This is a genomic window from Streptomyces sp. CMB-StM0423, assembly GCF_002847285.1.
Lineage (GTDB): Bacteria > Actinomycetota > Actinomycetes > Streptomycetales > Streptomycetaceae > Streptomyces.
Window position 1 is genome coordinate 3358782 of the sequence record NZ_CP025407.1, and the last position, 13619, is coordinate 3372400.

The window sequence follows — 13619 nt, forward strand, 5'->3', positions numbered from 1 at the left end:
CGGACTCACGGAGGACAGGTGTGCCCGGCCGCCTTGCGTCAGGGCTTTCTGCCGATCCCGCAGACCGCGTCCACCTCGACGGGGGTACCGATAGCGCCAGGTGCCGGCCGCCACTCCGATGTCATGACGACGCCGGGCTCGATCAGTTCCAGCCCGTCGAAGAATGCGGCGATACGTTCTGGGCTTCGCAGGTGGTAGGAACTGGCCGAGCCCGCGTTGTAGGCGGCGATGGCCGCGTTCAGCGCCTCGTCGGTGTCGGTACCGTCGCTGAGCGCCAGATAGCTGCCCGACGGCAGTCCGTCCAGGAGCCGGCCCGCGATGCTCTGAGCGTCATCGTCGTCGGGGAGCTGACCGAGGATGCCCAGCATCATCAGACCGATCGGCTGGTCGAAGTCCAGCGTGTCGGACGCGGCTTGCAGGATCGCTCCGGGATCGCGCACGTCGGCGTCGAGGTAGGCGCACGCCCCCTCGGTCGTGCTGGTCAGCAACGCACGGGCGTGCACCAGCACCAGAGGGTCGTTGTCGACGTAGACGATCCTGCACTGCGGCGCGGCAGCCTGAGCCACTTCATGGGTGTTGTCCGCGGTCGGCAGACCGGTGCCGATGTCCAGGAACTGGCGTACGCCTGCCTCCCTGACCAGGAAGCGGACCGCGCGGGCGAGGAAGGACCGCTGCTGACGGGCGATGTGGGCAATGCTCGGAAACGCCGCCAGGATCTGCTCGCCGACCTCGCGGTCGGGGGCGTAGTTGTCCTTTCCGCCCAGCAGGTAATTCCAGACCCGGGCCGAGTGCGGCAGGGTGAAGTCGACCCTGGATAACGTCTCCTCGGCAACGCGCGCCGGCTCGTCGGCCATGGCCCTCCCCATGTGTCGAATGTGCGCCACAACCTAGTCGACCGGCCCAGGAGACAAGTCGGTTTCGGCCCGCTGAAAGAAGCATCGTGCGCCGCCAAGGCGGACGGCCGAGAGGCCGGAGCGACCGGGCAGGAGTCCCGGGTCGGCGCAGTCCGCACGCCGTCTCCGCACGGGCGGCAGCGACGAGGTCATCACCGTTCCCACCGGGCCCGACCCGGGTCGGGCCCGGCGCCGGCGAGCGATCGACGCCGTCGTGGGCGCCGGCGAGGACGAGGCGGATGCGACAGAGGGCACGCCCGCCGGAGATCACTCCGGCGTGTGCCCTCTCTGTGCGTGCGGACCTCCGCGAAGCCCGGTACGGGGAGCGACCGCGGCCGTGCGGTCGGTGCGGGCGCCGCGTGGCCGTTGCCGGTCGCCGTGGTCATCCCCGGCGGCCGACCACAGCGGAACGTCACGATGCCCGGGCAGTGCCGCGCAGCGGGGCGCCGGCCTCGTGGAGGCTGAGAAGGGCCTGCCTGTACGAGGTGAACAGCCCCGTCTCCGCGTAGGACACACCCAGCTCCTGGCAGTGACGCCGGACGATGACCTGGGCCTTCGACAGATGCGGGCTGGGCATGCTCGGGAAGAGGTGGTGCTCGATCTGGTAGTTCAGCCCGCCCAGCGCCAGGTCGAGGAACCGGCCGCCGCGCACGTTGCGCGAGGTGAGCACCTGGCGGCGCAGGAAGTCCGGGAGATCACGGCCGGACAGTGTCGGCATGCCCTTGTGGTTGGGGGCGAAGATGGAACCGAGGTAGAGGCCGAACAGGCCCTGGTGGACGGCGAGGAAGGCGAGCGCCATGCCCGGCGGCAGGACCAGGAACAGCACCGCCAGATACCCCGCGATGTGCCCGAACAGCAGGGTGCCTTCCAGCGTTCGGTGCTTGACCTGGCGGCCCGCCAGCGCACGGACGCCGGCGACGTGCAGGTTGATGCCCTCAAGGGTGAGGAGCGGGAAGAACAGCGCGGCCTGCCAGCGGCCGAGCAGGCGGGGCAGTCCCCGGGCGGCGCGGGCCTGGCCGGGCGTCCAGACCAGGATGTCGGGGGCGAGGTCGGGGTCGCGCTCTTCGTGGTTGGGGTTGGCGTGGTGGCGGGTGTGCTTGTCCTGCCACCATTCGTAGCCCATGCCGATGGCGGCTCCGGCGACCCGGCCGGACGCGCTGCTGGCCCGGCGCAGCCGGAACACCTGGCGGTGCGCCACGTCGTGGGCGACCAGGGCGACCTGGCCGAAGACCAGGGCGAGTGCGGCGGCGACCGCCAGCGTCCACCAACTGGCACCGACGAACCCGAAGACGGTCCAGGCTGCGGCGTAGCACGCGGCCACGGTCGTGATGCGGACCGTGTAGTAGCCGGGGCGGCGGGCCATCAGCCCGGCGTCGGAGATCTTCTTCGCCAGCCGGGAGAAGTCACTGCCGGACTCGTCCGGCGGCCGGGCACGGGCTGAGGGAGCTGAGGATGCGGTCATGGTGGTGGGTCCCTTCTTCGGCGTTGCGTACGTGGTCTCCCGCCGGTCGTCCCGGGGAACGGCGGTGAGGCGGGCCGGGAGGACATCGGGGATCTCCTCCCGGCCGTTGTCGCACCCGCGTTCACGGGGTGATGTGTGTGCGGACCCTGCCCCGTGCCATCGGGCTGCGGTTCCCGACGGCCAGGGGAAGCGTGGGCAGGCGGCGGGCCAGGTCGGCGGAGGTGAATGGCGGCCCGGGGGCAGGGCGGCCTTGCCGCGGTCGTCCCCGTGCCACGCCCCGTCCTGACTTCCCGGGAACTTCGTGGAGTGGATGCCGCGGTAAACGACCAGGTCCACACCGGCTTTTGCGACTATCGCGCGGATCACATCGCGTACTCGATGCGAAGCACCCGCTGCCAGGATTCGATTGTGCGCAGCCGATCGAGGCCGGAGGCGCTTGCGCCCCATTGGACGTATTTTTCGCGCCGATGTCAAAGAGCGGGAGGTCACGGGACGCCGAAATCGGGCCGCGGCCTGTCCCAGGAGCTCCATCGAGGCACAGTGCGGGATCACCGGAGGTCCGGCCTGCTGCGGCCTGCAGAACCAGGGTCGCGGGTCGCCCGTGCTACGCTGGGAAAAGTTGCAGTTGTGGTTCCCATGTACTTTGTGTGCGCCTGCTGGCTTTGACCTCAGGCGCATTTCTGTTTTTTCGGTGCTTTCCGGACCTGGTAATCATCGCGGCGACGCTGGATCACGCATCGTGCGGATCTCCGGCACAGCCACCAAAGGAGAAAAAGACATGGCCACCGGCACCGTGAAGTGGTTCAACAGTGAAAAGGGCTTCGGCTTCATCACCCAGGACGACGGCGGCGCCGACGTCTTCGCCCATCACTCCAACATCAACGCCCAGGGCTTCCGTGAGCTGGCCGAGGGCCAGCGGGTGGAGTTCGACGCCACCCAGGGGCAGAAGGGCCTGCAGGCGGAGAACATCACCCTCATCTGAACCCTGATCCGAGGACGTGGCGCAAGTCACAAGCACGGGCCGGCGGGGCTGTACCGCGCGGGCCCGTGCCCCGCGTCCGGAGCGCACCGCGCCGCCGTTCGCCCATTCCCCGGCCCGTTCCTGCGGCTCCCGTGCGGCTCGTCTCCGCCGGGAGCTCCTCGACACGCGCCGTGACGAGGAGCTCCCATGCACCGCAACACACGCCAAACCCCCGACAACCCGGCCCGCCGCCGTTCGCGTGGTCAGAACCCCCGCCGACCGGGGCGACGGAAACCCGCCGCCGCGCAGGGCGAGTTCGCGCTGCCGGCGAACAGCACACCTGCGCTGCCCCCGGCCGCGTCGTTCGCCGACCTGGACATGCCGCCCGTTCTGCTGACGACGCTGCATCACCAGGGTGTGAGCGTGCCGTTCCCCATCCAGGCGGCCACCCTCCCCGACTCCCTGGCCGGCCGGGACGTCCTCGGCCGCGGCCGCACCGGCTCGGGCAAGACCCTGGCGTTCGGCCTGGCCCTGCTGGCCCGTACCGCCGGCCGGAGTGCCGGCCCTCGCCACCCGCTCGCGCTCGTCCTCGTGCCCACCCGCGAACTGGCCCAGCAGGTCACGGAGGCCCTCACCCCCTACGCCCGGGCAGCGCATCTGCGCCTCGCCACGGTGGTCGGCGGCACGTCCCTGGCACGGCAGGCCACCGCGCTGCGCGACGGCGCCGAAGTGGTCGTGGCCACCCCGGGACGGCTGCGGGATCTGATCGACCGCCGCGACTGCCACCTGGACCAGGTACGCATCACCGTGCTGGACGAAGCCGACCAGATGGCCGACATGGGCTTCCTGCCCCAAGTCACCGCCCTGCTGCGGCAGGTGCGGGCAGACGGCCAGCGGATGCTGTTCTCGGCAACGCTGGACCATAACGTCGACCGGCTGGTACGGGGCTTCCTCACCGACCCGGTCGTCCACTCGGTCGACCCGTCGGCCGCCACCGTGACGACGATGGAGCACCACGTACTGCACGTCACGGACGGCGACAAGCGGACGGCCGCCACCCACATCGCCGCACGCGACGGCCGTGTGCTGCTGTTCCTGCACACCAAGCGCGGCGCCGACCGGCTGACCCGGCACCTGCTGGCCAACGGGATAAGGGCCGCCGCGCTGCACGGCGGCAAGTCCCAGTCCCAGCGCACCCGCACCCTCGAACGGTTCAAGCGCGGAGACATCACCGCACTGGTCGCCACCAACGTCGCCGCCCGCGGCATCCACATCGACGACCTCGACCTGGTCGTCAACGTCGACCCGCCCGCCGACCACAAGGACTACCTCCACCGCAGCGGCCGCACGGCTCGCGCCGGCGAGTCCGGCAGGGTGGTGACCCTCGTCCTGCCCGACCAGCGCCGCGAGATGACCAGCCTGACCGCCACCGCCGGCATCACCGCACACATCACGAGCATCCGGCCCGGCAGCACGGAACTCGCCCGCATCACCGGCGCCCGCGCCCCGTCCGGCGTCCCCGTCACCCTCACCGCAGACTCCGCAGCCGCCGTGACGCCCGTCAAGCGCCAGAACGCCAAAGGACGCAGCGGCCGGCGCGGCAACACCGCCCAGCCCCAGCGCGCGTCCTCGCGCACCCGCTTCCCGAAGAAGACGACGCCACGCAGGGCGGCCGCATAGCGCCACAGCTCAGCCCGGCCGCCACGCTGATGGAGGCCCGGCGGAACACGCGCTCGGAACCCCTGCCGCTCGGTGACGCCCGCAGCACCGACTCGGCTCGCGGGATGACGCCCTGGCGGCAGGTCGCCGCAGGGCCGGACGACGCAGTTGCTGCCAGCAGAAACAGCCCTTCACTGCTCTCCGCCGGCCGGTGGCGCTTTCGGACGCCATGTGGCCTGGCTTGCCTCCGCCGGCTCGGGTGCCGTCGCAACTCCTGGGGACCCCTGCGATGCGTGCCCCCGGCAAGCAGTACAGGCTTCGCCGAATGCAGTTGAGCAATACCGATCCGGCACGGGCTGCCCCGACTCGAATACGTCCCGACTCGTCAACAGTTACCTCACCTGCACAAGCCCCCTGAACCGCGCCACCCTGGATCGACCCCGCGGTGCTGATCCTGCGTCTGATGGAGGCCGGCCACAACCGCAGCGCCGCCAGTTTCGCCCGCCGCTGGTTTCGCCTCCTGGACGACAGCACCGGCCACCGCGGAAAACCACCACAGCTCGATGAGACTGGTCAGGCTGCCGCGTTCGCGGTCGGCGGCGACTGCGCGGCCGAAGAGTTCGAGGACCGCGGCCGGGACGGACGGGTCGACGCCTGAATCCTCGGCTGTGCGCACGACATGCGTCAGGCCGGCCACCGCCATGCCTACGTCGTCGACGTCGCCTTCGTGGTTCCCGGCGTCGATGCGTGGTGCGTAGAGCGTCCGCCCGGCCTCCAAGCTGCCTCGGTCGCTCGGGTTCACGAGGCCATAAATCCGCAGGTCAGGGCCAGACCAGGCAGTACGGCTGGTGGCCCGCCTCATGCAGCCTGTCGGCGAACTCCTGCCATTCGTGGAGCCAGTGATCACAGCGGATCGCTGACCTGCGACGATGCACCGATATTGCCGGTGACCAGCGAAAACTACCTTCAGCAGTTGAGGCTGGTCACCGGCAATTTCGGCCCCCATGTGCCCTGGATGTGCCCTCGACGAGACAGAGCCGAGCGGGGAACTTTGCCGAGCGACCTCACCTCAACCCGCTTTCCAACTGCTCGCCCGGGGGTTTAGGGGGCTCCGTCAGCGGTCCTGACCTACGGTGGACGAGGCGGCCGTCCTTCGGTCGAACCGTGCTGAACGGCGTTGAATGCAACTGAAACTGCAGCTAGTCACTGCCTCCGTGCACGGGCTGGGCCCTCAAGGGCGGTTGGCGATGGCGTCACTGATGTACTTGCTGCCGAGGTTGAAGCGGACGGTCGCGATCGCGGAGTTGTGAGCAGCCACTCGCCCTTCCAGGTCTGCAGGTGCTGCGTGCAGGAGGCGAGGGAAGGGGCGGGAGAAAGCCAGCCGTGGGCGGGCTATGTGCCCTGTCCGTTGCTTCGCAGCAAAGGCGGGCTGAGCAGCCACGCTTCCCCCCGGCGGTAGAGGGCGGCTGGGCGGCCGGTGGATGGTAGTCGCTGTTCCCCGGTGGCTCGGACGAAGCCCTTGGTGTTGAGCACTTTGCGGCGAAAGTTGCTCGGGTCGAGGGGCTGCCCCCAGATCACCTCGTAGATCCTGCGCAGCTCGCTCAATGCGAACGACTCCCCGCAGAAGGCTGTCGCGATGGCGGTGTACTCCAGCTTCCTGCGGACCTCCTCCAGGGCTTCCGCGATGATGTCGGAGTGGTCGAACGCCAATCGGACGGTGGCGCTTGTAATGTCCGATACTGGGGCCCAGTAGGCGCGTTCGGCGTCGGTGCCGCCCACGGGCACGGGAAGGTTCGGCCCCAGGGCGAGGTAGGCGACGGTGACGACGCGCCCTCTCGGGTCACGTGGCGGATCCCCGTACGCGCCGAGCTGCTCCAGGTGAAGCCGGCTGCCGTCGATCCCGGCCTCCTCCCGTAGCTCGCGCAGGGCCCCGGCGCGCAGAGTCTCGTTCTTACGGACGTAGCCGCCGGGAAGCGCGGCCCGGCCGAGGTACGGCTGCCGCCCGCGATCGATCAGGAGCACCATCAACCGCTCGCTCCTGACGGTGAAGATCGCCAGGTCCACGGTGACCCACGACGGCTCCACCTCGGCGGCGCCCTTCAACTGGTCGTTCATCGGAACCCCTAAAGGTCATATTGACTTAAAGATGCCTGGGCATTTATAGTCTCATGGACCTTAACCCCGCGAGGTAGGGGCACAGCATGATCAGCGCACATGCACTGCCGCCCAAGGAAACGGCCGATGAACCCACCGCGGCCACGCGCCACTTATGCGCGGGCGTCTACGTCGACGAACGCTTCCGCGATCTAGTGATCGACGAGGTGTGTACTGCCCCGTACCGGAGGGTCGCCCCCTCCTACGGGTTCGACATCGTCCCCGTCATGCGCCACGCATGGCGAGCCGCGGCGCTGTCCACCGTCCTGCGCCTGGCTTTGGTGGGAGCGGTAGCCGTCCCGGCCCTGGCCGGTGCCCTGCCGTGCGCCGTCCTCCTCGGGTGCGGCCTCGCCCTGCTCTGGCTGCTGCGCGTCACGAGGATGCTGCGGGAAGCCGATCGGAAGCAGCAGCCGAAGAGGACATCGAAACGCCGCGACTGGGAACTCGTGATCTTCGAAAGGGACCTCCTCAGGCTGGTCTTTCCTTGGTGGAAGGCCGAAAAGCCGCCCGTGGTCCGGCGTATCCGTGTCGTCGCGCTCTCGGTGACCGCGACCGGGGTGGTAGTCGCGGTCTCCCATCCGGGCCAAGCGCTGGCGGCCATGGCCGTCGCCACGGGCATGGCGGTCCTGTACCTCGGGGTCGGCGCCACGCGACAGCTGACGCTCAGCCGCATCCAGAGGGCGCGGAATCTCCGGCCCGCACGCCTGTCCGGCCGGCAGAGGGCTGCGGACCTTCAGCAGCGGCACGCCTGCGCGGTCTACCGCCGGCCCCGCCACAGCGAGGACGACGACGATGAGGAGGAGGGTCTCACCTTCTTCACGCTCTTCGGGGACAGATCACCCTTCGTCGGGGCCGGTGAACTCGTCTATCAGTGGAACCCGCCGATGAACATCCAGCTGTTGCGCCCGAGCGAGGACGACGGTGCGCAGCTCCATGACCTCGAACACCGCGAACCGCCCTTCCAGACGCACGAACTGGTAGACCACCTGCGCGAGGCGATGCGGCTGCTCGACACCGACAGCCAGGATGTCCGGCTCCCCATCCAGGTCCGTGACCGCGTCTACGTGGCCGAGACCGACGTGGCGGCCGATCCGTCCCTCGCGCTGCCCCTGGACGACGGCGAGCTGCGAGCCGTCATCAACACCCCGGGAGCCAGACGGCACCACTTCCTCGAAGTCACAGCTCCCATGGCGGGTTCGGAGTTCGTTGCGACCGTCCTGCTGCGCGTCAGCGTCCAGGGAAGGACGTTGAGTATCTTCATGGCGGCCTGCGTTCTCGCCCACACGCCGCGCTCCTTCCAGCGGACCGAGGAATTCGGTCAGCAAGGTGCCATGGCCGTGATCTCGTCCGCGTTCTGCGAACTGGGCACGCTGCCGCAGGAGATTCAGAAGTCGTGGCGGGTCGTCCGTCACCTCCGTGCGCTGGGAAAGGCCGCCGTACTCCCCCGCGACCTCACCAGTGAGCCGAGGCGCAACATCTTGACGGGGAGCCGGGTGAGTATCAGGGAGAAGGCGAGTCAGGCGTGGTCCAAGGTACAGCTAGAAAAGAGCGACATTCTGGGCCAGATGAAGACAATCGAGCTGAGGTTGCTCCGGGCTGCCAGTGACTTCCTGTCCACCAAGGACGTGGACATATCCGAGTTCACGAATCGCGCCCTGAAGATCATCAACAGCGGGATTTTCAACTTCGGCGACAATAACAGCTTCAACAACAATGCGGTGGGTGACGGCGCCCACGTCGGCGCCGCGGGGAATCAGCCCGCGGGCTCCGGCGACTCCGGCGAAGGAGGAAAGCAATGACCGGCAACCGAGGGATCATCAGTAACGGGAGCAACAATAATTTCAGCAACAACGCCATCGGAGAACATGCCAAGGTTCTCGGGGGAGCCACACCATCTCACGTCGGCGACGCCTCCGGCGGCGACGGGAGCAGCTCCGATCCCACCTCCACGTGGGACATCGGCGTGGTCACCATCCTGAGCGATGAATTACGCGCGGTGGTAGAGGAGTTGGACCTACGCCGGCACAAAAATCCCGGTGGCCTCTACTTCTACCGGGGCAGCCTCACCACTCCGGATTCGACCGTCCGTGTGGTGGCCACCCAGAGTCAGAGCCAGGGCCAGCGGTCGGCGATGGCGGCCCTGGAGAACCTGCACCGCCACTACGCGCCGCGGCTGTGGGCCATGGTCGGCGTGGGCGGCGGCATCGACACCGAGCGTGCCCGCATCGGCAACGTCATCGTCTCCACCGACGTCGTCTACTACGAGAACCGCAAGATCAACCCACACGGTGACATCCGGCGCCGCGGGGAACACCGCCAGGCACCTGCCCCGGTCGTCCACGCCGCCAACGCCTTCTTCGCGGAGAACGGGATGCCGGCACACCTGCACCGCCGACTCCTATCGGGCGCCCCGGAGGAATTCGACGTCTACCCGGGACTGATCGGGTCGGGAGAGGCCGTCATCGCGGACCGGGACAGCGAGATCCGGCACTACCTCAAGGGCTACCACGAAAAGGTCCTGGCCGTGGACATGGAAGCCGGAGGGCTCAGCCAGTACTGGCAGGAGCACTCCGTCCATGGTGCGGAGAACCCCGGCTGGATCGTTATCAGAGGCGTGTCCGACAACGCCGATGAGAAGAAGGGTCACGAGTATCACGAACTCGCGGCCCGGAACGCCGCGCACGTCTTGCGGGAGCTCCTTCCCTTCATCTGCTCACCGCAGTCCTGACGGGTGATGCCACGCAGTCACAGGAGATGGTTCGGATGACCCCCTTCCTCCTCGGGATAGGCAGTTCACTGATCGCCAGCGCGATCGCCCTCGGGTTCGGCCTCCTCCGCGGCTCACGCCCGCTGTGGTGGCTGATCGCCGCCTGCTCCTCGTTCACCGGCACCGGTCTCCGCCGCGTCTACCGCCGGCAGTCGTCCGCCGAACAGGACATCGCACGCGACCTCCGCCGCGCCCGCTGGATCAAGGTGTTGTCGGGACGCGGAAACGTGCTCACTCGCGAGGCGTTCTCCCCTGTGTGGTCCGGGGAACTGTCACCCGACTCCGTCCAAGTCCTCCTGCCCGACTCCCGGCCCCGGGGAGACTCCTGGCTCGATCGACGCTCGCATGACATCGAGCGATTCGACCCCGGATACACTCCTGACCTGCTCAGGAATCAGGTGCGGACGAACGTGGACTACCTCGCCCACGTCACGTCCTTGCGGAGCAATGTCGAACTCCATGAGTTCAACCTGCCCAACACCTGCCGTGTGATCGCAACGGACCAAGCGGCCTTCCTGACCTTTTACAGCAGCTCCACACACGGCAGAAACACGCCTTGCCTGTATGTCCGGGCACCGAGCCTCTTGTACACCATCGCACTTCAGCAGTTCGACATAGCGTGGATGCACAGTTCCCCCATCCACCCCACCGTCTCTGACGGCCTTCTCTGAAGCCGCCAGGTATGCGAGCGCCGAGACACCAGGTGGGGACTGCTGGTGATCAGGGGCTGTGTCCTCGACGTTCTGGTGGGCATGCTGGACGCGGCCGTCGAGGACGGTCTCCTGGCTCGGAACCCGTGCCGGTCCAGTTCCGTGAAGCTGCCGAAGCACGCGAAGAAGCCGGTGGTGCCGTGGACACTCGACAGGGTTCAGGCGGTGATCTCCGGCCTCCCCGACCGCTTCACGGCCGGCGGCTCGCTGGGCTTCGGCTGCGGACTCCGCCAGGGAGAGATCTTCGGCGTCGCCGAAGGCGACATCGACTTCGCCCGCAAGCTCATCCACGTCAGACGCCAGATACGGCTGGTACGCAGCAAGAAGGTCTTCGCTCTGCCGAAGGGCGATCGGATTCGCTCCGTGCCGCTGCCTGACGAACTGGCCAAGGTGCTGAAGCAGCACCTGAAGAAGTTCCCCGCAACCGACATCACCCTGCCCTGGGCCACGCCGGACGGTGAGCCGCAGACGCACCGGCTGATCTTCACGGACGCCAAGGGCAACGCCTACAACCGGAGCGTCTTCAACCAGGGCGACTGGAAGCGCGCGCTCGTCGCCGCCGAGGTCATCCCTCCCCGCGAGCGCGGGGCCAAGTACATGGCCGCCGCGCCCGACGACGGCATGCATGCCCTCCGGCACACGTACGCCTCGGTGCTCCTCGACGCCGGGGAGAGCATCAAGGCGCTCTCCGAGTACCTCGGGCACTCCGACCCCGGCTTCACGCTGCGGACGTACACCCACCTCATGCCGCAGAGCGAGGCCGGACCCGTCAGGCGATCGACGCCGTCCTGGGTGCCGGCGCCGGCAAGGACGGGCCGGACACGACAGAGGGCACATCCCCCGGAGATCACTCCGGCATGTGCCCTCAATGTGCCCTGGCGGCCTGATCACCGCCTTCGTGAGACCCCTAAGCCTGCTCCTGCAACCGAGACCGTGAGCCCACTAGATCGCAGGTCAGGGCCAGACCAGGCAGTACGGCTGGTGGCCCGCCTCATGCAGCCTGTCGGCGAACTCCTGCCATTCGTGGAGCATCCGGTAGACGTCGAAGGCGTCGCGGGGGCCGCCGCGGTCGGGGACCGTGGACCAGATGAAGGCGGCGGCGCCGACCTCCTCCTCGCCGATGCCGCGGAGGGGGTCGACCACCGTCATGGGGAGGCGGACCACCGCGTAGTCGGGGTGGAGGACGACGAGTTCCAGGGGCGGGACCTTGTGCAGCGGTATGCCCTCGATGCCCGTGAGGACCATCGCGGACATCGTCTCGGGCTTCACCTTGGCGAAGAGCCCGCCCTGCCCGAGTTCGTCGCCGCCGAGTTCCTCCGGGCGCATGGAGATCGGCACGCGGGCCGCCGTCGCGCCGTCGGGCGCGCCGAAGTACTTGTACGTCACGCCGCCCGACCGGCCGTCGTTCTTGTTCACGCCCTCGCCGCCGTGGTTCACCCGGCGATGGCGTCCCGACCTGGCGCGCCGGGGCCCTCGGTCATCGGTCCCTTCGCCCAGTTCGCCACCGCGATGCATATCTCCACCCGACTGCTCTCAGATGTGCACTGCCCCCGCCGCGCAACCCGATCATCGTCTCAGCTACATCCCCAGCAGCCGGCCCGCGAAACACCCCGACGCGGGTCGCCTTGCGACTCTGAGACCATGGCTTGCGTGACTTATCCGTACCAGGCTCCAGTCTCGCAGAAGCTCTACGACCGTGCGGCCGCCGTGACCCCCGGCGGCGTGAACTCTCCGGTGCGTGCGTTCCGCGCCGTGGGCGGTACGCCCCGGTTCATGGTGTCGGGGCAGGGTCCGTACCTGACGGACGCCGACGGTCGCGAGTACGTCGACCTCGTCTGCTCGTGGGGACCGATGATCCTCGGCCATGCGCACCCCGAGGTGACCGCCGCGGTGCAGGAGGCCGTCGCGCGCGGGACGTCGTTCGGCACCCCGGGCGCCGGCGAGGTGGCGCTCGCAGAGGAGATCGTGTCCCGGGTCACCCCCGCTGAGCAGGTACGACTCGTCTCCTCCGGCACCGAGGCGACGATGTCGGCGATCCGGCTGGCGCGCGGGTTCACCGGGCGGGCGAAGGTCGTGAAGTTCGCCGGCTGCTACCACGGGCACGTCGACGCGCTGCTCGCCGCGGCCGGCTCCGGGGTCGCCACGCTCGGGCTGCCGGACACCCCCGGGGTCACCGGCGCGCAGGCCGGCGAGACCCTCGTACTGCCGTATAACGATTTGGCAGCCGTCCGCGCGGCGTTCGAAGAGCACCCCGGGGACATCGCCTGCGTGATCACCGAGGCGTCCCCCGGGAACATGGGCACGGTGCCGCCGCTGCCCGGTTTCAACCAGGGGCTGAAGGACCTGTGCGCCGAGTACGGCGCGCTGTACGTGTCCGACGAGGTGATGACCGGCTTCCGCACCTCCAGGGCCGGCTGGTACGGCGTCGACGGCGTGACCCCGGACCTGATGACCTTCGGCAAGGTGATGGGCGGCGGCTTCCCGGCCGCCGCGTTCGGCGGCCGGGCGGACGTCATGGGGCGGCTCGCGCCGGCCGGGCCGGTGTACCAGGCGGGCACGCTCTCCGGGAACCCCGTCGCCACCGCCGCCGGGCTCGCGCAGCTCCGGCTCCTGGACGACGCGGCGTACGACACGCTGGACGCCGTCTCCCGGCAGCTCCGTGGGCTCGTCACCGAGGCACTGGCCAAGGAGGGCGTGCCGCACCGGGTGCAGACGGCGAGCAACATGTTCTCCGTCTTCTTCACCGACTCCGGCTCCCCCGTCATCGACTACGAGGGCGCGAAGGCACAGCGTACGGAGCAGTTCACGGCCTTCTTCCACGCCATGCTCGCCGAGGGCGTGTACCTGCCGCCGTCCGCCTTCGAGTGCTGGTTCGTCTCCACCGCCCTGGACGACGTTGCGATGGAGCGGATCGCCCGGGCGCTGCCCGTCGCGGCCCGTGCGGCGGCCGAAGCGGGTGCCGAAGCCGGGGGCGGGTCGGCGGCCGGGGAGCAGGACGTCCAAAATGGCTGAC

At 68.9% G+C, this 13619-nt stretch carries 11 protein-coding genes and 1 pseudogene; 7 read left to right on the forward strand and 5 right to left on the reverse strand.

What is annotated here, in order from left to right; translation table 11 throughout:
* Positions 1 to 38 precede the first annotated feature (38 nt).
* Positions 39 to 854, reverse strand: a complete 816-nt coding sequence (locus CXR04_RS14435; protein ID WP_101422510.1) for an SAM-dependent methyltransferase — start codon at positions 852 to 854, stop codon at positions 39 to 41.
* A gap of 451 nt (positions 855 to 1305) precedes the next feature.
* On the reverse strand, positions 1306 to 2355 hold the full coding sequence (locus CXR04_RS14440) for a fatty acid desaturase family protein (protein WP_101422512.1): 1050 nt from the start codon (positions 2353 to 2355) through the stop codon (positions 1306 to 1308).
* Between the two features lie 778 nt (positions 2356 to 3133).
* Between CXR04_RS14440 and CXR04_RS14445 the strand changes: the two genes are divergently transcribed.
* Positions 3134 to 3337 (forward strand): cold-shock protein, encoded by a 204-nt coding sequence (locus CXR04_RS14445; RefSeq protein ID WP_101422513.1) that lies wholly within the window; start codon positions 3134 to 3136, stop codon positions 3335 to 3337.
* A 186-nt stretch (positions 3338 to 3523) separates the two neighbouring features.
* Positions 3524 to 4996, forward strand: coding sequence for a DEAD/DEAH box helicase (locus tag CXR04_RS14450; protein ID WP_101422515.1), 1473 nt, complete (start codon positions 3524 to 3526; stop codon positions 4994 to 4996).
* Between the two features lie 376 nt (positions 4997 to 5372).
* Here the strand turns inward: CXR04_RS14450 and CXR04_RS36660 are convergent, their stop codons facing one another.
* Together CXR04_RS36660 and CXR04_RS14460 are read right to left on the reverse strand one after the other, a co-directional pair.
* Positions 5373 to 5678 (reverse strand): imine reductase family protein, encoded by a 306-nt coding sequence (locus tag CXR04_RS36660; protein WP_324843326.1) that lies wholly within the window; start codon positions 5676 to 5678, stop codon positions 5373 to 5375.
* Positions 5679 to 6367: 689 nt separating this feature from the next.
* Positions 6368 to 7090, reverse strand: coding sequence for an NUDIX hydrolase (locus CXR04_RS14460; protein ID WP_101422517.1), 723 nt, complete (start codon positions 7088 to 7090; stop codon positions 6368 to 6370).
* An 86-nt stretch (positions 7091 to 7176) separates the two neighbouring features.
* On the opposite strand from CXR04_RS14460, the gene CXR04_RS14465 reads away from it, so the two are divergent.
* The 4 genes and pseudogenes from CXR04_RS14465 to CXR04_RS36905 form a co-directional block, all read left to right on the forward strand.
* Positions 7177 to 8928 (forward strand): hypothetical protein, encoded by a 1752-nt coding sequence (locus CXR04_RS14465; protein ID WP_101422518.1) that lies wholly within the window; start codon positions 7177 to 7179, stop codon positions 8926 to 8928.
* Positions 8925 to 9857, forward strand: a complete 933-nt coding sequence (locus tag CXR04_RS14470) for a 5'-methylthioadenosine/S-adenosylhomocysteine nucleosidase family protein (protein WP_101422520.1) — start codon at positions 8925 to 8927, stop codon at positions 9855 to 9857. The genes CXR04_RS14465 and CXR04_RS14470 overlap by 4 nt, the downstream gene beginning before the upstream one ends.
* Positions 9858 to 9892: 35 nt before the next feature.
* Positions 9893 to 10567: a hypothetical protein gene (locus CXR04_RS14475; protein ID WP_101422522.1), complete on the forward strand. Its 675-nt coding sequence runs from the start codon at positions 9893 to 9895 to the stop codon at positions 10565 to 10567.
* 81 nt (positions 10568 to 10648) lie between these two features.
* Positions 10649 to 11341 (forward strand): annotated as a pseudogene (locus CXR04_RS36905) (tyrosine-type recombinase/integrase); the annotation flags it as partial.
* A gap of 219 nt (positions 11342 to 11560) precedes the next feature.
* On the opposite strand, the gene CXR04_RS14485 reads toward CXR04_RS36905, so the two are convergent.
* Entirely contained in the window at positions 11561 to 12121 is a 561-nt protein-coding gene (locus CXR04_RS14485; RefSeq protein ID WP_173534870.1) for a hypothetical protein, read from the reverse strand.
* A 126-nt stretch (positions 12122 to 12247) separates the two neighbouring features.
* On the opposite strand from CXR04_RS14485, the gene hemL reads away from it, so the two are divergent.
* Positions 12248 to 13618 carry a glutamate-1-semialdehyde 2,1-aminomutase gene (gene hemL / locus CXR04_RS14490; RefSeq protein WP_101426371.1) on the forward strand — a complete coding sequence of 457 codons (1371 nt, stop codon included), beginning with the start codon at positions 12248 to 12250 and terminating at the stop codon, positions 13616 to 13618.
* Position 13619: the final 1 nt, after the last annotated feature.

Bases quoted from the DNA above. Each gene is read 5' to 3' on its own strand.
- CXR04_RS14435 (WP_101422510.1), bottom strand. From the start codon at position 854: ATGGCCGACGAGCCGGCGCGCGTTGCCGAGGAGACGTTATCCAGGGTC.
- CXR04_RS14440 (WP_101422512.1), bottom strand. From the start codon at position 2,355: ATGACCGCATCCTCAGCTCCCTCAGCCCGTGCCCGGCCGCCGGACGAG.
- CXR04_RS14445 (WP_101422513.1), top strand. From the start codon at position 3,134: ATGGCCACCGGCACCGTGAAGTGGTTCAACAGTGAAAAGGGCTTCGGC.
- CXR04_RS14450 (WP_101422515.1), top strand. From the start codon at position 3,524: ATGCACCGCAACACACGCCAAACCCCCGACAACCCGGCCCGCCGCCGT.
- CXR04_RS36660 (WP_324843326.1), bottom strand. From the start codon at position 5,678: ATGGCGGTGGCCGGCCTGACGCATGTCGTGCGCACAGCCGAGGATTCA.
- CXR04_RS14460 (WP_101422517.1), bottom strand. From the start codon at position 7,090: ATGAACGACCAGTTGAAGGGCGCCGCCGAGGTGGAGCCGTCGTGGGTC.
- CXR04_RS14465 (WP_101422518.1), top strand. From the start codon at position 7,177: ATGATCAGCGCACATGCACTGCCGCCCAAGGAAACGGCCGATGAACCC.
- CXR04_RS14470 (WP_101422520.1), top strand. From the start codon at position 8,925: ATGACCGGCAACCGAGGGATCATCAGTAACGGGAGCAACAATAATTTC.
- CXR04_RS14475 (WP_101422522.1), top strand. From the start codon at position 9,893: ATGACCCCCTTCCTCCTCGGGATAGGCAGTTCACTGATCGCCAGCGCG.
- CXR04_RS14485 (WP_173534870.1), bottom strand. From the start codon at position 12,121: ATGCATCGCGGTGGCGAACTGGGCGAAGGGACCGATGACCGAGGGCCC.
- hemL (WP_101426371.1), top strand. From the start codon at position 12,248: ATGGCTTGCGTGACTTATCCGTACCAGGCTCCAGTCTCGCAGAAGCTC.